The 18,557-nt window shown below is 70.8% G+C and carries 14 protein-coding genes; 4 read left to right on the top strand and 10 right to left on the bottom strand.

Features of this window, described 5'->3' with window-relative positions:
• A partial coding sequence (locus tag M3C17_RS03570) for an ABC transporter substrate-binding protein (protein WP_259976267.1) occupies positions 1-1,530 on the bottom strand: 1,530 nt, incomplete at its 3' end.
• Positions 1,531-1,761: 231 nt separating this feature from the next.
• On the opposite strand from M3C17_RS03570, the gene M3C17_RS03575 reads away from it, so the two are divergent.
• Positions 1,762-2,415, top strand: a complete 654-nt coding sequence (locus M3C17_RS03575; protein ID WP_259976268.1) for a GntR family transcriptional regulator — start codon at positions 1,762-1,764, stop codon at positions 2,413-2,415.
• Positions 2,416-2,613: 198 nt separating this feature from the next.
• Here M3C17_RS03575 and M3C17_RS03580 read toward each other — a convergent pair whose 3' ends face one another.
• The 9 genes from M3C17_RS03580 to M3C17_RS03620 all read right to left on the bottom strand — a co-directional run bounded on the left by M3C17_RS03580 (position 2,614) and on the right by M3C17_RS03620 (position 15,096).
• A complete protein-coding gene (locus tag M3C17_RS03580; protein WP_259976269.1) occupies positions 2,614-4,326 on the bottom strand; it encodes a glycoside hydrolase family 26 protein in 1,713 nt (570 codons plus the stop codon).
• Positions 4,327-4,588: 262 nt separating this feature from the next.
• Positions 4,589-6,325: a glycoside hydrolase family 26 protein gene (locus M3C17_RS03585; RefSeq protein ID WP_259976270.1), complete on the bottom strand. Its 1,737-nt coding sequence runs from the start codon at positions 6,323-6,325 to the stop codon at positions 4,589-4,591.
• Positions 6,326-6,528: 203 nt separating this feature from the next.
• Positions 6,529-8,676 (bottom strand): peptidase C14, encoded by a 2,148-nt coding sequence (locus M3C17_RS03590; protein ID WP_259976271.1) that lies wholly within the window; start codon positions 8,674-8,676, stop codon positions 6,529-6,531.
• A gap of 157 nt (positions 8,677-8,833) precedes the next feature.
• A complete protein-coding gene (locus tag M3C17_RS03595; protein WP_259976272.1) occupies positions 8,834-9,844 on the bottom strand; it encodes a hydroxyacid dehydrogenase in 1,011 nt (336 codons plus the stop codon).
• A complete protein-coding gene (locus tag M3C17_RS03600; RefSeq protein ID WP_259976273.1) occupies positions 9,841-10,923 on the bottom strand; it encodes a dihydrodipicolinate synthase family protein in 1,083 nt (360 codons plus the stop codon). Before M3C17_RS03600 ends, M3C17_RS03595 begins: the two co-directional genes overlap by 4 nt.
• Positions 10,923-11,957: an NAD(P)-dependent oxidoreductase gene (locus tag M3C17_RS03605; RefSeq protein WP_259976274.1), complete on the bottom strand. Its 1,035-nt coding sequence runs from the start codon at positions 11,955-11,957 to the stop codon at positions 10,923-10,925. Before M3C17_RS03605 ends, M3C17_RS03600 begins: the two co-directional genes overlap by 1 nt.
• Positions 11,958-11,978: 21 nt before the next feature.
• Positions 11,979-12,884: a carbohydrate ABC transporter permease gene (locus tag M3C17_RS03610; protein ID WP_259976275.1), complete on the bottom strand. Its 906-nt coding sequence runs from the start codon at positions 12,882-12,884 to the stop codon at positions 11,979-11,981.
• On the bottom strand, positions 12,881-13,786 hold the full coding sequence (locus M3C17_RS03615; RefSeq protein WP_259976276.1) for a carbohydrate ABC transporter permease: 906 nt from the start codon (positions 13,784-13,786) through the stop codon (positions 12,881-12,883). Before M3C17_RS03615 ends, M3C17_RS03610 begins: the two co-directional genes overlap by 4 nt.
• 68 nt (positions 13,787-13,854) lie before the next feature.
• The gene (locus M3C17_RS03620) at positions 13,855-15,096 is read right to left on the bottom strand and encodes an ABC transporter substrate-binding protein (RefSeq protein WP_259976277.1); all 1,242 of its coding nucleotides are present in this window, start codon (positions 15,094-15,096) and stop codon (positions 13,855-13,857) included.
• Positions 15,097-15,284: 188 nt separating this feature from the next.
• Between M3C17_RS03620 and M3C17_RS03625 the strand changes: the two genes are divergently transcribed.
• The 3 genes from M3C17_RS03625 to M3C17_RS03635 are packed head-to-tail and all read left to right on the top strand — an operon-like array spanning position 15,285 to position 18,549.
• Complete coding sequence (locus tag M3C17_RS03625) at positions 15,285-16,454, top strand: ROK family protein (protein ID WP_259976278.1); 1,170 nt, start codon at positions 15,285-15,287, stop codon at positions 16,452-16,454.
• A complete protein-coding gene (locus M3C17_RS03630; protein ID WP_259976279.1) occupies positions 16,451-17,527 on the top strand; it encodes a Gfo/Idh/MocA family protein in 1,077 nt (358 codons plus the stop codon). Before M3C17_RS03625 ends, M3C17_RS03630 begins: the two co-directional genes overlap by 4 nt.
• Entirely contained in the window at positions 17,524-18,549 is a 1,026-nt protein-coding gene (locus M3C17_RS03635; RefSeq protein WP_259976280.1) for a Gfo/Idh/MocA family protein, read from the top strand. Before M3C17_RS03630 ends, M3C17_RS03635 begins: the two co-directional genes overlap by 4 nt.
• Positions 18,550-18,557: the final 8 nt, after the last annotated feature.

Raw genomic sequence — 18,557 nt, forward strand, 5'->3', positions numbered from 1 at the left:
CTTCAGCTGCGCGTTCTCGAGGTGCAGCTGACCGCCGCCCTCGACCCAGACGCCGTCGACCTTCGTGCTGGTCGCGGTGACCACGGTGGACTGCAGCGGCACGATCAGCGGCACCTGCTGGTTGATGATCGTCTGCACGGTGCCCCACTTCTCGGCGCGTGCGGCCTCGTCCGGCTCGGCGACCGCGGCCGCGAAGGCGGACTGGAACTCGGGGTCAGCCCAGTTGCACTCGCAGCGCCCCTCCAGATAGAAGTTCAGCGAGTAGGCGGGCTCGGGCGGCGTGGACTGGAAGTTCGGCACGATGTAGCCCGGGTAGCTCTTGCCCGCCGGGTAGAAGGAGTCCACCCAGGTGCCGATGTCGTTGTTGTCGATCTTCAGCGTGATGCCGATCTCCTTCAGGCTGGCCTGCAGGATCTCGCCGCTGGTGTTCCACTCCGGGTACTGCCCGGCGACGCCCCACCAGGTGAGCGTGCTGCCCTCGGTGACGCCGGCTTCGGCGAACAGTTCCTTCGCCTTGTCGAGGTCGTAGGAGTAGTCGGTCAGGTCGCCGCCGTACCACGGGTTGACTTCGCCGAGCGCGTTGTTCGTCGGGGAGACGGTGCCCTGGCCGTAGTAGGCCGCGTCGAGGATGGCCTCGCGGTCGACCGCGTAGGCCAGAGCCTGGCGGGCGCGCACGTCGTCGAACGGCGGGGACGTCGTGTCCACCTCCCACGACGGCCACTGGCTCGGATTCTCCGGCTTGACGAGCGCGATGTCTCCGCCGCCCTCGAGCCCGGCGACATCGCCCTGGGGGACCGACCACAGCACGTCGATGTCTCCCGACCGCAGGCCCGTGACGGCGGCGGTCGACTCGGCGGCCTTGACGATGGTGATCTCGTCGAGCGCCGGCGCCTCGCCGAAGTACTCGGGGTTCGGCACGAGCGTCAGGCTGTCGTCCGGTGTGAACTTCTCGACGACGTAGGGACCGGTGCCGATGGGCTCCTTGTCGATCGTGTCGAGCGCGTCGACGTCGAGCATCTTCACCCAGACGATGCCCGCGTCGAACGTGGCGATCGGCTCGGACAGCGTGACGACGACGGTCTTGTCGTCGGGAGCGGCGACGTCGGTCACCATCTCGATCTTGTTCTTCTCCTGCGTCGCCGTCTCCGGGTCGAGGTAGTAGTCGAACGAGGCGACCGCGTCCTGTGCGGTGAACGGCTCTCCGTTCGAGAACGTCACTCCGTCGCGGAGGGTGAAGGTCCAGGTCATCTGGTCGTCCGAGGTCTCCCAGCTCTCGGCGAGATCACCGACCACCTCGCCGGACTCGTCGGTCTTGGTCAGGCCGTTCCAGAGGAGGGGGAAGAGCACCTCCTCCCACGCGAACGTGCGGATGGCGGGGTTCAGCTGCGGGATGCCCTGGGCGGCGGCCACGGTGAGCGTGCCGCCCTCCTGGGCCTGGCCGTCGGGGGCGGACGAGGTGCTGCAACCGGCGGTGACGAGCGCTGCGGTGAGCAGCACTGCTCCACCGAGCAAAAGGCGACGACGCGACATGGGTGCCTCCAGGTGTCGGGTGACGATTCGGGTGAGAGGTGTTTCGCTATAGCATGTAGCAAGTGGGTGAGGTTGTCGAGAGGCAATCGCGTGGACGAGGTCACGTTCTCGTCACGCCCCATCGATTCCGCGGCATTCCGCTTCGTCGCCCGCGAATGCCATAGCATCGAGCGAGCGAAAGAGCCGCCGCTCGACGAGCGGACGGCACCGCCGACCGGGAAGGGCTCAACGATGCGCAGCGTGTCGGATCAGAACATCGCCGAACAGGTCGCGGACGAACTGCGCGCCGCCATCCACTCCGGCGAGCTCGCCCCCGGCGAGCGCCTGGTCGAGCGCAAGCTCGCCGACCGCCTCGGCGTCAGCCACATCCCGGTGCGCGAGGCTCTGACCCGTCTCGCCGAAGAGCGCCTCATCACGCGCGAACCCCGACGCGGCGCACGCGTCGCCAGCCTCACCGCGCAGGACCTGGAGGAGATCTCGAGCCTGCGGATCGTGCTCGAGCAGTACATGGCCGTGCGCGTGCAGGAGAGGTGGAATGCGGAGTCCGCCGAGCGGCTCGGCGCGATCATCCGCGCCATGTCCGCCGCGGCTCCCGGCGACATCGACGAGGTGCTGCGCCAGGACCGGCTGTTCCACGAGGCACTGGCCGACCTCGCCGAGCACCGATTCCTGGATGAGCTGAGCGCCCAGCTGCGCGGCCGCATCGCGGGCTTCCTGCACGCCGCGAACGCCGCCCTCGACCCTGCGGAGCAGGAGGAGCACGTGCGGAGCCACCAGCAGATCGTCGATGCCATCGCGAGCGGAGACCCGGACCGCGCACGCACGGTCATCGCGGAGCACGTCACGCGCGCCGTCGAGCGCATCACGCCCTCCCCTGAGGCCTGAGCCGGCACACGTCGCACGCCGAGCGCATCGGGCTGCGCCGCCGCCCCCGCACACATCGTGCGCCTCACTCCCCCGGAGCGTGAGGCTTCGCCCCGCGCCGCACCCCACGGAGCCCGACGGCCCGACCCTCGTCGGCCCGGGCTGCCCCGCGTCGGACTCCGCCGCCGCAGGCCCGGGCTCCCGCGTGGGACTCCGTGCTCAGTCCTCGCGAGTGTTGACGTAGGGATCGAGTCCGGCGTCGCGGAACGAGTCGAGCATCCCGGCGCCGTTGTCGATCTGCAGCTGGCACGGCTCCCCCGACCCGAGCGCGCCGCCGGCGTTGAACCGCACGAGCGCCTTGAGGTTCGGGTGCTCCTTGAGCGCCGCCGGGATCTCGCGGTGCCACCGGGCCGCCAGGTCAGGATCGCTGACGTTGTACGACGTGCCGTACTCGGTGAGGATCTGCGGCTTGGTGGCGAGGCTGCCCTCGGTGAAGAAGTGGTACTTCTGGTCGATCTTGTCGCCGAAGGTCGTCCACGGGGTGCCGTTGCAGGTGTAGAAGTTGTACGGGTCGTACCCCACCCAGTCGACATAGGCATCACCGGGGTACGCGGCCCTGATCCGATCGTCGTTGCCGTCGCCGAGGTACCCCGAGGAGACCCACGCCCACGCCACGTTCGTGACGCCCTTTGCGGCGAAACGGTCGTGCACCCGCCGATACGCCGCGACGTAATCGGCCATCGACCCCTTGTCGCGATTCGGCTCGATGTCGAACTCCGGGTCGAAGGCGATCATGACGTCGTGCCCGAAGGCCGCGATCCGATCCGCCGCGGAGTCGATGTAGCCATCGAGCTCCCCGCGGGCGATGCGCGACCAGGCGATGTCGGTGTCGGTGTCGGACACCCGCGCCTGCCACGAGAACAGCAGGGTGCGATCCTGCCCCAGCTCGCGCTCCGCCTCATCGGGGAAGACGCCCTGCTGAGGGTGCGTCGAGAAGTCGTGGTACCGCATCGTCATGTCGAACCGGCGGCCCACCGTGGCCTCGAGGTCGGTGACGCCCGCCGCGAGATCGTCGCCGTCACCGGTGTCGTACACGCCCCAGAGTGCGCCGCACTGCGGTGCGAGCATGCCCTGCGCGCCGCAGGTCTCACCCTCCGGCTCCGGAGAGCTGGAGGCGGACGGCGACGGGGAGAGGGACGGTGCCGGCGACGGGGAGGCGGGCGGTGTCGGCGACGGGGACAGGGAAGGACTGGGGGACGGCGCGGGGGAGCTGGACGGTGCCGGGACTCCGGCACCGCCGATGTCTTCGCGGACCAGGTGCGCGTCGAAGCTGAGATTCCGCGTCCGGCGGTGGTGCGCGAGCACCTGCACGGCGATGGTGTTCACGCCTTGGTGCAGCAGCGCCACGGGAACCGAGAACGAGGTCGGGTTCGAGCGGGCCGCGCGGGACGACGGTGCGGCGGTCGCCGCGCTGTCGGCCGTGACCTCGCCCTTCGGCGCGTTCTTACGACCGACCTCGACGCCGTTCACCCAGACCACGATGCCGTCGTCGGCCCAGGTGTTGATCCAGCTCCACTCGGGCAGGTCGTCCGTGAGGGTGAAGCTCTTCGAGAAGTACACGGACGGCGGTCGCTCCGGTCCGGCGTCGATGCGGGTGGTGATCCGCCCCGCCCTGGACCCGAGGCCGAACGGCGCGCTGCCCACATCCCACGGGAGCGCGGCGGTCTGCCACCCCTCGGCGGGTGCGTGGCCGGAGGCGTCGTACGACCACTCCGACCCGCGTTCGATGATCGAGGAGATGACGTCCGAGGGCTCGCTCGCGGCGGCAGGCGGCGCGGCGATCACCGCCCCCACGAGGGCGGCGGCCGCCGTGAGAGCGGCGGCCAGGATTCGACGGGATCGCGCTCGTGCGCGGAGGAAAGCGTTCATCATCTCGCAGGGTGTCGGGAGGCCCGGCCGCATCAGTCAGCCGGAGCCCGCAGGGTTAGACGAGTCCGGCGGCATCGCGCAGCCGGAGCCCGCAGGTTCGGTAGGAGCCGAGCCCGCAGGGGTGGGACGAGCCCGGCGGCATCGCGGAGTCGGAGCCCCAGGGTTCGGGAGGGGCCCGGTCGCATTGCGCGGCAGAGTCGCGTGTTCGCGGGAGTGCCCGCCGCCGGGCCGACCGAAGTCGCGCCGACGGCGGGCGTCGCGGCGGTCAGTCCTTCCGCGTGTTCACGTAGGGGTCGAGCCCTGCGTCACGGAAGGAGTCGAGCATGCCCGCTCCGTTCTCGATCTGCAGCTGGCACTGCTCCCCGGTGCCGAGCTCGCCCTCCGAGTTGAAGCGCACGAGGGCCTTCAGGTTGGGGAACCCCTTGAGGGCGTCGGGGATGTCGCGGTGCCATGCGGTGGCCAGTGCGGGGTCGCTCACGTTGTACGAGGTGCCGTACTCCGAGAGCAGCTGCGGCTTGTCACCCAGGCCGTGCTCCACGAAGAAGTCGTACTTCGGCTGGATCTTGTCCTTGAAGGTCGTCCACTCGGTGTCGTTGCACGTGTAGAAGTTGTACGGGTCGTACCCGATCCAGTCGACGTAGTCGTCGCCCGGATACCCGTCGAGGATCCGATCGTCGTTGCCTGCCCCGAGGTACCCGGTGGAGACCCAGGCCCACGCGACGTTCGTGACTCCCCGCGCGGCGAACCGGTCGTGGACGCGGCGGTACGCGGCCGCGTAGTCGCTCATCGAGCCCTTCATGCGGTTGGGCTCGTTGTCGAACTCGGGGTCGAACGCGATCATGACGGGCTTGGCGTACGCCTTGATGCGGTCGGCGGCCGCATCGATGTAGTAGTCCTCGTCACCGGCGATGATCTTCGACCACGGGATGTTCGTGTCGGTGTCGGACACCCGCGCCTGCCACGAGAACAGCAGGGTGCGGTCCTGACCCAGCTCCTGCTCCGCGATGTCAGGGAAGACGCCCTGGTGCTGGTGCTCGGAGAAGTCGTGGTACCGCATGGTGATGTCGAAGGTGCGGTCGACCTTGTCCTCCAACCCCGTCACCGAGGCGGTCAGCGAGTCGCCGCCCGTGGCGTAGACGCCCCACAGCGCGCCGCACGCCGGTGCCAGCAGCGCTTGCGCCCCGCACTTCTCCTCGTCGTCCGCGGGCGGCTCGGTGGCCGGCTCGGTCGGCTCCGTCGTCGGCTCCGCGGCCGGCTCGGTCGTGGGCTCCGTCGCAGGCTCCGTCGTCGGTTCCGTCGATGGGGACGGGGACGGAGACGGAGACGGGGCGACGGTCGGCTCCGGCGCAGGAGCCACCGCGGCGCCATCCGTCGTCGCGTCCTCGCGCACGAGGTGGGCGTCGAACGTCAGGTTCGGGGTGTCGTGGTAGTTGGCGAGCACCTGCACGGCGATGGTGTTCTCGCCCTCGTGCAGCGCCGTGATCGGCACCGAGAACGACACCGGGTTGCTGCGGGCGGTCTTCGACGACGGTGCCGCGGTCGCGTAGCTCTTCGGCGTGATGTCGCCCTCGGGCGCGTTCTTGCGGCCGATCTCCACGCCGTTGATCCACACCACGATGCCGTCGTCGGCCCAGGTGTTGATCCACGACCACTCCGGGAGGTCGTCGGTGAGCGTGAAGCTCTTGGTGAAGTAGGCCGCGAGCGGGCGATCGGAGCCCGACACGATCGTGGTGGCGACCTTGCCGGTGCTGGTGCCGACGCCGAACGGAGCCGTTCCCACCGCCCAGGTGGTCGAGCCGGACTGCCACTCATCACCCGGGGCCTCGCCCGATCGGTAGTACGACCAGTCAGAGCCCCGAGTGATGATCGACGAGATCACGTTCGTGGTGTCGGAAGCCGCCGCAGGTTGTGCGACGACGGCACCGCCCAGCAGCGAGAGGGCTGCGAGAGAGGCGAAGAGGGTACGGCGGATTCTGGTGTGTGCGTAGGGTAGGGCTTTCATCTTCTCGAAGGGTATGGAAGACCACCCGGATGCCTCGGGAACAGCCGGGTCTCTTCTGGGCGGATGCCGAGCCCCCTCGATGCACCCTGTGAACATTTCTGGCGCGTCCACCCTATGTCATCTGATGGGTAACACGCTACTTCGCCCTCCGAAAGGCGGGCTCGGCCCGGGAGAGCCGCGTCGACTCCCCCAGGCCGGGCGCCTCAGACCACCAGGTTCGCGGTGTCGACCACGCGGTCGCCCGCCGCCGGGAATGCCGCCCGGGTGACGCCTGCCTCCACGTTGCCCGTGTGCAGCAGGGTCGAGGCGGAGCCGAACGCATCGTCCCTCAGGTCGAGCGACCCGCCCTCGAAGCGGTTGCCCACGGCGCGGTAGTGGGTCTTGCCTCCCGCCAGTGACACGTGGACGGCGTCGGCTTCCGCCCGGAGGGTGCTGTCGGTGAGGGTCACGTGCAGCTCACCCTCCCCCGACCTTTCCACTCCCGTGCCACCCTTCCACGCCACGTCGGAGCCGGCGACCTCGACCGCGTGCCGCCCGGCCGTCGCCGCCGCGATCCGCACGTTCCGCAGTGTCGAGCCCTCGAACCGCAACCGTTCCGAGGAGGTCGCGATCGGCGCCGCATCGTCCGCAGCAGACAGGGTCGAGCCGCGGAACGTGACCGCCCCGGCGCCGAGCACCTTCATCCCGCCGACACCCGTCAGCACCGTGTCGACGAAGGTCACGGGCGTCGCGACGGTCGCGTTCGTGAGCTCGCCAGGGGCCGTGAACGTGAAGTGCGAGTCGGCGATCACGGTCGGGCGCGCCGAATTGTCCGACGCCTGCGTGAGGATCAGCGTGTCCGAGGCTGTGCAGCCGCGCAGCTGCGCACCGTCGGCGTTCACCCACAGCATGCCGGAGCCGGAGAGGGAGGGCTTGCCGATGACCTGCACGTCTTCCAGCGTCAGATCGGTGATGCGCACGCGCGCCACGAACCAGGAGCACACGTGCTTGCGCACCGTGATGCGCTTGGCAGCCGACCCCCAGGCCGCGCCGGAGTTCGCGAACGTCATCAGCCCCGAGTTGCCGGTGTAGGTGAGGTCGTGCTCGTACTGGCCGTGCGTGACGAAGGGGCCCTGGTCGTCGCCGTCGCCGTGGCAGTTCTCCACCAGGCAGTAGGCGCTCGCGGTGAAGTCGTTCAGGTGCCGCGCGTTCGCGGTGTGGCAGTTCGCGACGTATCCGTAGAGGCAGTAGATCTGCTGCGTGAGGTACCCCGCGCCGCCCCAGGTGACCGAGGTCGGGTTCTTGAGCGTGCAGCTCTCGGTCGTGAAGTAGGTGTTCCACCGGCGCTGGATCAGCGGCCAGAACGTCGCGGTGCCGTCGATGTGATCCACGTCGCAGCGCACCGCATACTCGAACGCCAGCGGGTGCGAGCCGGTGTACTCGTCGGTACCGCCGCCCAGGAACCGCAGATTCGACACGCGCACGTCCTGCACCGGGACGACGTGCCGCCACGTCATCGTGCGGTCCTTGCCGAGCGGCCAGCCGTTCTTGTAGTTCACGCGGATGTGGGTGCCGTCGACGATCTGCGTCACCTGGACGAGGCGCTGCAGCTCGCGTTCCCAGCGGCCGGACAGCGCGTTCACCTCGGCGGCGTACCACTCGCCCACCGCGAAGAACGAGGAGTCGGCGACCGGGAACACGTCGGCGAGATCGGGCACGGTCTCGCCCAGCCGAGCCTCCTGCACGGCCTCGGTCACCTCGCCGCGGAAGAACATCACCGCCGCGAACGGGTCGTCCTTGCCGGCGTTCTCGATGCCCTCCGTGGTCATCAGGTGATTGCCGAAGTCGAAGGCGATGTTCGACCGGGAGAATCGGTGGCGGCGCACGAAGTTCAGGTCGGTGTGCGCCTCCACGCGGTGCACCGCGGGGTCGAGCACCATCGCGTCGAGCGCGTCGTCCGCGGGAACGGAGGCGTCCATGATGCCGAACTGGCGGAACTCGACCACGCCGCCGTGCACGAGCACCCAGACGCCACCCTTGGCCCCCGCGAGCACCGTGCCGCCGTTCGCCGCCGGGCCGTCCTTCTTCACGAAACGGTAGAGGCCGCCGCCGCCGTCACCCGGTGCCGCGTAGCCGGCCGTGCGAACCAGGTCGCCGTCCTTGCCCTTGCGCGCCGCGAGCGCCGTCGCCGTGCCGCCGTTCGCGACGGACTTCGAGCCGGCCGCCTCCAGGGGTACCGCGGGGCCGGACGCCTGGGCAGCGGCGGGGGCGCCGACCGCCGCGACACCGCCGAGCGCGGCGGCCCCGAATCCGGCGAGCAGCATGCGCCTGCTCCGCAGGGCCGCGGTGTCCGTGTTGTCGAGCTGGGTCATGCTCATCCTCCTTGCGGCGTCGTCGCCGCGGTCAGGCGTCCGGCCGTCCGGCCGAGCCGCATTCTCCGTTCAGTCCCCCGACCCCAGAGCCGTCCGAGCGGTCGCCCGGAAGCGTCGTGCCGCCGTCAGCGGGCGGCCATGCCCCTGCCCCGCACGCTCAGGCCATCGAGGCCAGGCGCGCGCGGTCCACCGTGTGCGCGAGCGAACGACCCTGCAGGAACGCGGTGACCTCGTCCGCGACGATCCGCCCCTGACGCAGCCGCCCCTCCTGCGTGCCGGCCGCCCGGTGCGGCGTCACCAGGACACCGGGCAGCGTGCGCAACGGGCTGTCCGCGGCGAGCGGTTCCTCGTCGAACACGTCGATCGCGGCGGAGAGCCGGCCCGACCGCACCTCGGCGATCAGCGCGGCCTCGTGCACGAGCCAGGAGCGGGCGGTGTTCACGAGCCCGGCGCCATCCCGCATCAGCGCCAGCTCCCTGGCACCGATCAGGTGATGCGTCTCGGGCAGGGTCGGCGCGTGCACTGCGACGATGCGTGCGCGGCGGAGCGCCTCGTCGAGCGGCACCAGCTCGGCGCCGAGGGCGGCGGCAGCGGCGGCATCGAGGGTCGGATCGACCAGCAGCGGCTCCGCCCCGAGGGCGCGCACGAGCGAGAGGTACGCCCGACCGGTGCGCGAGGCGCCGATCACGGCGATGGGCGCGCCGAGGATCTCGTGCTGCACCCCCGCGGTCGCGGCGTCGTACCAGCCGCCTGCCCGCAGGCCGTTGTGCAGCGCCGGCAGCCGGTGCAGCAGCGCCAGGGTGAAGGCCAGCGACACCTCGGCGACCGGGCGCGCCATGGCGTCGCCCGCCTGGGTCACCCGGACCCCGCGGTCGTACAGGGCATCCGTCGCGAAGGCCTTGATCGAGGCTCCGGTGTGCGCGACGAGCTCCAGCGCCGGGAGGGCGTCCAGCAGCGCGGCGTCGAACGGCGGCGCGCCCCAGCTGGTGATCACGACCCTGGCCGCACGCAGGTCGGCCTCCTCCAGACGGGCGACGCGCACGAAACCGCCGCCGTGCTCCCCCGACATGGCGCGCAGCCGCTCCGCGTCCTCCGCGGAGAAGAACTCCGCGAACAGGTCGGAGGGGACCGCCGCCACCACGGTCGGGGCACCCACGGCCGCGCTCACCGCAGCCAGCCCTCGAGGTGCTCGGCGATGAACGCGTCGTCGTTCAGCGCCGGATACGCCCGGCGCACGCGGGCGATCTCCTCGGCCTGCCCCGGCGAGAGTCCCTCGGCGGGATCGAGGCACCAGGTGCCGTCGAGCAGGCCCTGCTGCCGCAGCATCTCGTGCACGCCGGCGATCACGCCGTGGAAGTCGTTGCCGGGGTCGAACACGGCCTGGTTCACGTCGACCATGTCGGAAGCGAGCAGGCCGAGCTCGCGGTACGCGACCGCGTCGCCCTCCATAGCCCGACGGGCGCGCTCCAGCAGTTCCACCGCGGCACGCGTGCCGACCGCCCACTGCCCCAGCAGACCGCCGACGAACCGCAGCGTACGCGGGCCGGACGGCGAGTCCACGTGGAACTCCGACAGCAGGTCGGCGACGATCGCGTCGTCGTTGCCGGTGTAGAGGGCGATCTCGTCGGCGCGACCGGATGCGGCGACCCCGCGGACCAGCTCCAGCGTGCGGTACCGGTCGAACGGCGCGGCCTTCACCGCCACCACGGACGGGATCGATGCGAACTCGCGCCAGAAGTCGCGGCCTAGCACGGGCCCGCCGATCGCGGTCTGCAGGTAGAAGCCCACCACGGGCAGCACCTCGCCGACGGCGCGGGCGCGTTCGAGCAGGGCACGCTCGTCGGCGCCCGCGACGCGGGGACTCACCAGCACGGCGTCGTAGCCGAGCCCGCGGGCGAGCTCGGCCTCCGCCACCGCCTGGGCGGTGCCGCCGGCGACACCGGCGATGCGCACGACCTCGGCGCCCGCGCGGGCGTCCAGCTCCTCCGCCGCGAGCGCCAGCACGGGCTCGAACAGCGCGTGCTCCGGGTCGCGGATCTCGAACTGGGTCGTGTGCACGCCCACCGCGATGCCGCCGGCGCCCGCATCCAGGTAGTACCGGGTGAGGGCGCGCTGCCGGCGCTCGTCGAGCGTGCGGTCGGCGGTCAGCGCCAGCGGGTGCGCGGGGATCACGGCACCGCGGGCGAGCGTGGCCGCCGCCTCGGGGCGCAGGGCGGGCACGGTGGCCGTGCCCGGAGCGGACGCCATCAGAACTTCCCGTCCCGCACGGCCCACTTGGTGGGCTTGGCGATCATCGGCAGCTCGTCGCGGATCCACCCGGCCTGCAGGCGGATCAGCTGCTCCGCCGACACGGACGGGTAGCCGAACAGGGCCATGCAGCGGCGGGCGTCGCTGAGCAGCGCGGTCGGCTGCGGTTCGTCGACGATCGTCACCTCCCGCTCGAACAGTTCGCCGAAGCGGCGGGCGATCGACGCGACGCTCAGCAGCTCGGGCCCGGTGAGGTTCACCACGAACGGCTCGGTCGAGGCGTGCACCAGGCTGCGCAGCACGACCTCGTTCGCGTAGCCCTGCCAGATCACGTTGACGTTGGCGGTCGCGACCGAGACCGGCTCCCCCGCATGCACCGCGCTGCCGATGTCGGCCAGCACGCCGTAGCGCAGGTCCACGGCGTAGTTCAGGCGGATGATCGCGACCTTCGTGCCGCGCTCCTGCGCCCCGAACTCGAACACCCGCTCGCGGCCGAGGCAGGACTGCGCGTACTCCCCGATCGGGGCCGGCGTCACGTCCTCCGACGCCCCTCCCGAGGACGCGGGCAGGAACGGGTAGACGTTGCCGGTGGAGAGCACCGAGATGGCGCTGTCACGGTAGCGGCGGGCGATCCGGTCGGGCAGGGCGGCGTTGACCTCCCACGCCCACGACGCGTTGGTCGCTGCGCCGAACTTCGCGCCCACCATGAACACCACGTTGGGGGCGTCGGGGAGGCCGGAGAGGTCGTCGTTCTCGATCAGGTCGAACGGCACGACGCGCACGCCCGCAGCCTCCAGGCGCTCACGGATCGCAGCGTCCCCGAACCGGGAGACCGCGTGCACGGCGTCGTCCTTCCGGTCGGCCGCGTCCAGCCCGCGGCGGGCGAGCATCGCGAGGGTCGGCCCCATCTTGCCGCCCGCGCCGAGGATCACGAGGTCGCCGGAGCCGCGCGCCAGGTCGGCGACGAGCCCCTCGCTCGGCGTGGCCAGGGCTTCTTCGAGCTCGGCCTCGGAGGCGAAGCTGTGCGGAGTCATGTGTGGTGCTTTCCCTTCTTCTCAGCCCTTGATCCCGGTGCCGGTGACACCCTCCTGCACGTAGCGCTGAGCGATCAGGTACGCGAGGAAGATGGGCAGCAGCGCCACCACGGAGCCGGCGAGCATGGTGCTGAGCGGCACGTTCTGCTGCTGCAGCGATGAGATGCCCACGGTGAGGGTGAACATCGAGTTGGACTTGGCGATGATGAGCGGCCACAGGAAGTCGTTCCAGTGCCACAGGAACACGAAGATGCCGAGCGTCGCGAGGATCGGCTTGCACAGCGGCAGCACGATCCGCAGGAAGATGCGGAACTCGCCCGCGCCGTCGATCCGCGCCGCCTCGAACAGCTCGTCCGGCAGCCCCTGGATGAACTGCCGCATCAGGAACACGGCCTGCGCGTTGGCGAGCGTCGGCAGGATCAGGCCCCAGTAGGTGTCGATGCCGCCGAGGTTCGCCATCAGGATGAACGTCGGGATGAGGGTCACGTGGAACGGCACCATGACCATCGCCAGGAACGACCAGAACATGACCTCCTTGCCGCGGAAGCGCTTCTTGGCGAAGGCGTATCCGGCGAGCGCGGAGAGGAACAGCACGGCCACGACCGACACGAGCGAGTACACGAGCGTGTTGAACAGCCAGCCGAGGATGTTCTGTCCGCCGAGCACCTGCTCGTACGCCTCGAACGAGATGTCCTTCCAGGGCAGCAGCGAGCCCGGGAGCTCCACGACCATGCCGGGCTTCAGGCTCAGCACGACCATCGCGTAGAACGGGAAGAAGCTGAGGATGCCGGCGAGGCTCAGCCAGATCCACCGGACGACGACGCCCCAGCCGGTGGGCTCGAGAGCGCGGAACGAGCGGCGCTTCCGGGCGGAGGGCTGCGGGGTCGGCGCCGCGGTCTGCGTCGGCGGCTGCAGGAGGGCGGTCATTTCTGCTTTCCGATCACGAGGCGCTGGATGAGGGCGACCACGAGGGTCATCAGGAACAGGGCGACGCCGACCGCGGCCGCGTAGCCGTAGTCGAAGTAGCGGAAGCCCTGGTCGTACAGCAGGTAGACGAGCGAGTAGCTGGCGTTCGCGGGGCCGCCCTGGGTCATCACGTAGATCACGTCGAAGACCTGGAAGGCGGCGGTCGTCTCGATCACCGCGAGGAAGAAGAACGTGGGGCGCAGGTGCGGCAGGATGATCCACCGGAACCGCTGCCAGGCATTCGCGCCGTCCACCAGCGCGGCCTCCTCCAGCTCACGAGGCACGTCCTGCAGCGCGGCGATGAGGATCATCATGCCGTAGCCGAACCGGGACCAGACGCCGACCACGACGATCGCGGGGATCACGAGCACGGTGCTGCCGAGCCAGGAGCCGCCGAGCCCGAGCGGGGTCATCAGCGCCGACCACGGGCCGTTCGCCGAGAAGATCCACACGAAGATCGAGCCGGCGAGCACCAGCGAGGTGATGACGGGGAGGAAGAAGATCGAGCGGAAGAAGCGTGCACCGCGGAACGCCCGCCGCACGCCGAGCGCCATCACGGTCGACAGCACCAGGGCGATCGGCACCGCGAGCACCGTGTAGATGACGGTGGTGCCCAGCGCCCGCCAGAAGAGCGGATCGGCGACCAGGCGCTGGAAGTGATCGAGCCCGCGCCAGGCGATCTCGCCCGAGATGTCGTAGTCGAAGAAGCTCAGCGCCACGCCCGCGATGCTCGGGCCGAAGCGGAAGGCGATGAAGAGCAGGAAGGCGGGGAGCACGAACAGGAACGCGATGCGCGCTTCCCGTCGGGCCAGCACCCGGGCGACGCGCCCTGCGGGCTTCGGTGCCGTGGTGGCCGTCGTCATTGTCCATTCCTCACGTCGGGGGCGGGGAGGAGGGGGCGTGCGGCGGGTGACCGCACGCCCCCGTGGTGTCACTTCTGCAGCAGCGGGGCTGCGGCGGCCGCGGCGTCCTTGAGCGCGTCGGCCGGCGACTTCTGGCCGAGCAGGGCGGCCTGGATCTCGGGCGACAGCACGCCCATCAGCGCACGGGAGCTGGCGTCGAGCTCGCCCACCGTGGTGTCGGGCACGTACTTCTCCACCTCGCCCAGCAGCGGGTCGTCCGCATACAGCGGGTCGGTGGTGCTGAGTGCCGAGAAGAACCCGGCGGCCTTCAGGTACGGCTCGACCACGTCGGCGCCGGTCGCGTACTCCGCGAAGGTGGCGGCGGCGTCCTTCGCCTTGGAGCCCTTGAGCACGGAGAGCGAGCCGACGGTGCCGTAGGCCACGGACTCCTTCTCCGTGAGCGGCGCGAGGACCTCCACGTTCTCCTCGCCCCAGAACGGCGCGACCTCGGTCACGGCGTTGTTCCAGGTGCAGCCCACCTTGCCCTGCGCGACGGCGGTCTGCTCGAGGGGCACGTTGGTGGTGAGGGCCTCGGGGTCCAGCGCACCCTCCTCGGCCAGGTCGGTGAGGAACGTGAGCGCCTTCTCGCCGGCCTTGCTGTCGAAGCCGACCTCGCCGTCCTCGGTGTAGACGGCGCCGCCCGCCTGCCACAGCAGCGGGTAGTACGTGAGGTTGAGGGTGTTCTCGGCGGAGGCCGGGTAGTTCAGGGCGTACATGCCCTTCTCGACGAACTTCGGCGCCATGGCGGCGACGTCGTCCCAGGTCTCCGGGAACTCGGTGACGCCCGCGGCCTCGAACGCGGCGGCGTTGCAGATGAGCGGCATCGCGCTGGTGAGGATCGGAGCGCCGAGGATGTCGCCGTCGATCGTGACGGAGGTCTTCACGTTCGGCAGCAGGTCGTCCTGGCGCTCGTCGCTGAGGAGATCGTTCAGCGGTGCGATCGACTTCTGGTACGCCGCGAGCTGGTCGGGGATCAGGTAGACGACGTCGGGGCCCTTGCCCGCCGCGATGGCGGTCTGCAGCGCCTCGTCGCGGTTGGCCCACGGGAAGATCTCGTACTTCACGGTGATGTTCTCGTGCTCTTCCTCGAACGCGGCGATCGTCGAGTCCCAGAAGTCCTTGTGCACCGCCTCGTCGGCGATGACCGGGTAGAGCCAGACCGTGATGTCCTGCTCGCCCTCTGCGGTGTTGCCTCCGCCGGCCGAACATCCGGCCAACAGGGTGGCGGCCGCGACTCCCGCGACGACGCCGGTGATCTTGCTGACGCGCATGGTGCTCCTTTGCGTAAACCGTGCTGAGTACGGTTCATTATGACATTGACGTGGGATAATTCGTCAAGCACAAGTTCTCAGACCCGTGTTTCAGGCATGTTTCCCGGCAATCAACAACAAAACTCGATCTGAGAATTCGGTGTGCTAATTTGATCGCACCAACGACGGGGACGAAGGAGGGACGGCACATGGGCGTGACACATCCGCTCTCGATCGTGGCGCGATCCGCGCTGCGACTGCGCGATGCCGGACCCGCGACCGTCAGCGACCTCTCCCGCTCCCTCGAGATCTCCCGCACCTCGGTCGAGAACGCGGTCACGGTGCTCAGCGAGTCCGGGCTCCTGGTCGACGCCCCGGCGCAGAACGGCGGCGGCGCCGGACGCCCGGCCAGGCGCTACTCCTTCCACGCCGCCGCCGGCATCGTCGCCGGGGTCGACATCGGCGTCGCCAGCGTGCGCATCGTGCTCGCCGACCTCGCCGGAGCCGTCGTCGCCCAGCGCGGCTACCCCGGGGTGGCCGATCAGCCCGACGGCCCGGCCAAGCTCACCGCCGTGATCGGTCACGTGCGCGACAGCCTCGCCGCTGCCGGGATCCCCGCATCGCGCATGCGCGCCATCGGCGTCTCCCTGCCCGGCATCGTCGACGACGCCGGCCGGGTCACCACCTCGGTCGTGATCCCGGAATGGTCGGGCATCGACATCGGCTCGCAGCTGCGCCAGGCGTTCGGCTGCCCTGTCGCGGTCGACAACGGCGTGCGCCTGGCCGCCGTGGCCGAGCATCACCTGGGGGTCGCGCAGCTCGTCGACGACGTCATCTACCTCTCCGTCGGCAACCGCATCGCGATGGGACTGATCCTCGGCGGACGCCCGCGGCGCGGCATCCACAACGCGGCCGGCGACATCGGCCGCCTCGCCTTCCGCGGTCTCAACACCGAGACGGGGCAGATCTCCTGGCGCGCCGCGCCGACGGCCGCGGAGGTGTTCGCGCTCGCGCGCCAGGGGGACGCCGCGGCGCGGCAGGAGCTCGACGGCTTCATCGACGAGCTCGCGCACGGCATCGCCACCCTGATCATGACGGTCGACCCGGCCATGGTCGTGATCGGCGGCGGTCTCTCCGCCGCCCACGAGCAGCTGCTGGACCCGTTGCGCGCCGCCCTCCCCGGGCACCTCGGACTGCCGTTCCAGGTGCCGGTCGCCGAAGCCCGCCTGGGAGCCGAGGCCGCAGCGCACGGTGCCGTGGTGCACGCGTTCCAGCGGCACCCGTCCGCCATCTACGGCATCGAAGACATGCCGGCGCCGCCGATCACCCCGCTGCCGCCCGAACAGGCGGCCGCCGACGACACCGAGGAGAAGCAGTGAGCACGTTGAAGGTCGGACTCATCGGCGCGGGAGGGATCTCCCGCGTGCACGCCGACGCGTGGCGGGCCCTCGGCGCGCGGGGCTACGTGACCTCGCTCGACGGCGCCGAGGACATCGCCGCCGAGTACGGCTTCGAGGTGGTGGCCGATGTGGACGCCCTCATTGAGCTGGTCGACCTCGTCGACATCGTGACGCCGAGCAGCACCCACGCCGACTTCGCCCTGCGCGCCATCCGCCGCGGGCGCGACGTGATCTGCGAGAAGCCGCTCGCCGCGACCGCCGACGCCGCGACCGCCGTGTCCGCCGCCGCAGCCGAGGCGGGCGTGCGCCTCTTCCCCGCGCACGTCGTGCGGTACATGGGCGAGTACGCCCGGATCAAGGCCGGCATCGACGCCGGGCAGGTCGGCGCGCTCGCGGTGCAGCGGTTCAGCAGAGCAGGCTCCGCGCCGCAGACGCCCTGGTTCTTCTCCGAGCGCGCCGGCGGCGGCGTGATCCGCGACCTCATGATCCACGACATCGACCAGGCGCTGTGGTTCGCGGGGCCCGTGGAGTCGGTGTACGCCGTCCAGAACCCGCCGACCGCGGACGACCGGGTCCCCGCTCCGGTCACCGCGCACGTCGTGCTCACCCACCGGAACGGCGTCCTCAGCCACCTGCACGCGAGCTGGGTCGCCCCGGGCATGCCGTTCCGCACGAGCGTCGAGGTCGCGGGCTCCGCGGGCCGCCTCCGCTACGACAGCGCCGAGGACCACACGCTGCGCACCGACGCCGTGCTGGCCGAGGGCGCCACGGACTACCTGCCGCCGATGTCACCGGAAGAGAGCCCGTACTACGCCGAGATCGCCGATTTCGTGTCGGCGCTGACCTCCGGACGGGATGCCAGGGTGAGCCCGGCCGACGGTATCGCCGCGGTCGCGGTGGCCGAGGCCGCGTATGCCTCCATCGCCGCGGGCGCCCCGGTCGCCCCGGTCGCCCTCCCTGCCGCCGAGGCCCAGGACGCGGAGGGTGACCCCGTGCCGCGCGCCACCCCGTCCGATCCCACCGCGCCCGTCACCGAGGAGGCCGCCCGATGACCGCCCCCGCCCCACTGCGCATCGCCGTCCTGTCCTTCGCGCACACCCATGCCCTGAGCTACGTGCACGCACTCAGCTCGATGCCCGGCGTCGAGCTGATCGCCGCCGACCCGGACGGTGCGACCGCGCCCGACGACGCGCCTCGCGGTGCCGCCCTGGCCGCCGAGCTCGGCGTGGCCTATGTCGACAGCTACGACGCGGCGTTCGCGTGGAGGCCCGATGCGGTGGTGATCGCCGCCGAGAACTCCCGACACCGTGCGCTCGTGGAGCAGGCGGCCGCCGCCGACGTGCACGTGCTGTGCGAGAAGCCGCTCGCCACCACGGTCGAGGACGCGATCGCGATGCGCGACGCGTGTGAGGCCGCGGGCGTGCTGCTCATGGTCGCCTATCCGGTGCGGTTCTCCCCCGCCGTGCGCGATGCCATCGCCGAGCTGCGCAGCGGGCGTCTCGGCCGCATCCTCGGCGTGACGGGCATCAACAACGGCAAGCTGCCGCAGGATCGCGCCTGGTTCACCGACCCCGCGCTCGCCGGCGGCGGGGCCCTGGTGGATCACGTGGTGCACTGCGCCGACCTGCTCGACGAGTTGCTGGGCGAGCGTGCGCAGAGCGTGCGCGCCGTGTCGAACCGCATCCTGCACGCCGACCGCGAGGTCGCCGTCGAGACGGGCGGACTCGTCACGGTCCGGTACCCGGGCGGCGTGGTCGCCACGATCGACTGCTCCTGGAGCTGGCCGATGAGCTCCGCCACCTGGGGCGGTCTCACGCTGCAGGTGATGGCCGAACGCGGCACGGTCACCGTGAGCCCGTTCGCCAAGGGTGTCGCGGGTCACGACGCGCACGGCGAGACCTGGACGCCGGTGGGCGCCGACCTCGACGCGCTGCTGCTCGACGAGTTCCTGCGCGCGGTGCGCGAGGGGCGCCAGCCGCAGCCGGACGCCGGCGTAGGCATCCGCACCGTGGAGATCGTCACGGCGGCACAGGCCTCCGCCGAGCGCGGCGGCGAGGTCGTGACGCTCTCCTGAACCCCGGC

Source organism: Microbacterium sp. p3-SID336 (genome assembly GCF_025143365.1).
In the GTDB taxonomy this organism is placed as follows: domain Bacteria; phylum Actinomycetota; class Actinomycetes; order Actinomycetales; family Microbacteriaceae; genus Microbacterium.

Excerpts from the sequence above, each read along its gene's own strand:
- M3C17_RS03575 (WP_259976268.1), top strand. The coding sequence starts at position 1,762 with ATGCGCAGCGTGTCGGATCAGAACATCGCCGAACAGGTCGCGGACGAA.
- M3C17_RS03580 (WP_259976269.1), bottom strand. The coding sequence starts at position 4,326 with ATGATGAACGCTTTCCTCCGCGCACGAGCGCGATCCCGTCGAATCCTG.
- M3C17_RS03585 (WP_259976270.1), bottom strand. The coding sequence starts at position 6,325 with ATGAAAGCCCTACCCTACGCACACACCAGAATCCGCCGTACCCTCTTC.
- M3C17_RS03590 (WP_259976271.1), bottom strand. The coding sequence starts at position 8,676 with ATGACCCAGCTCGACAACACGGACACCGCGGCCCTGCGGAGCAGGCGC.
- M3C17_RS03600 (WP_259976273.1), bottom strand. The coding sequence starts at position 10,923 with ATGGCGTCCGCTCCGGGCACGGCCACCGTGCCCGCCCTGCGCCCCGAG.
- M3C17_RS03605 (WP_259976274.1), bottom strand. The coding sequence starts at position 11,957 with ATGACTCCGCACAGCTTCGCCTCCGAGGCCGAGCTCGAAGAAGCCCTG.
- M3C17_RS03610 (WP_259976275.1), bottom strand. The coding sequence starts at position 12,884 with ATGACCGCCCTCCTGCAGCCGCCGACGCAGACCGCGGCGCCGACCCCG.
- M3C17_RS03615 (WP_259976276.1), bottom strand. The coding sequence starts at position 13,786 with ATGACGACGGCCACCACGGCACCGAAGCCCGCAGGGCGCGTCGCCCGG.
- M3C17_RS03620 (WP_259976277.1), bottom strand. The coding sequence starts at position 15,096 with ATGCGCGTCAGCAAGATCACCGGCGTCGTCGCGGGAGTCGCGGCCGCC.
- M3C17_RS03625 (WP_259976278.1), top strand. The coding sequence starts at position 15,285 with ATGGGCGTGACACATCCGCTCTCGATCGTGGCGCGATCCGCGCTGCGA.
- M3C17_RS03635 (WP_259976280.1), top strand. The coding sequence starts at position 17,524 with ATGACCGCCCCCGCCCCACTGCGCATCGCCGTCCTGTCCTTCGCGCAC.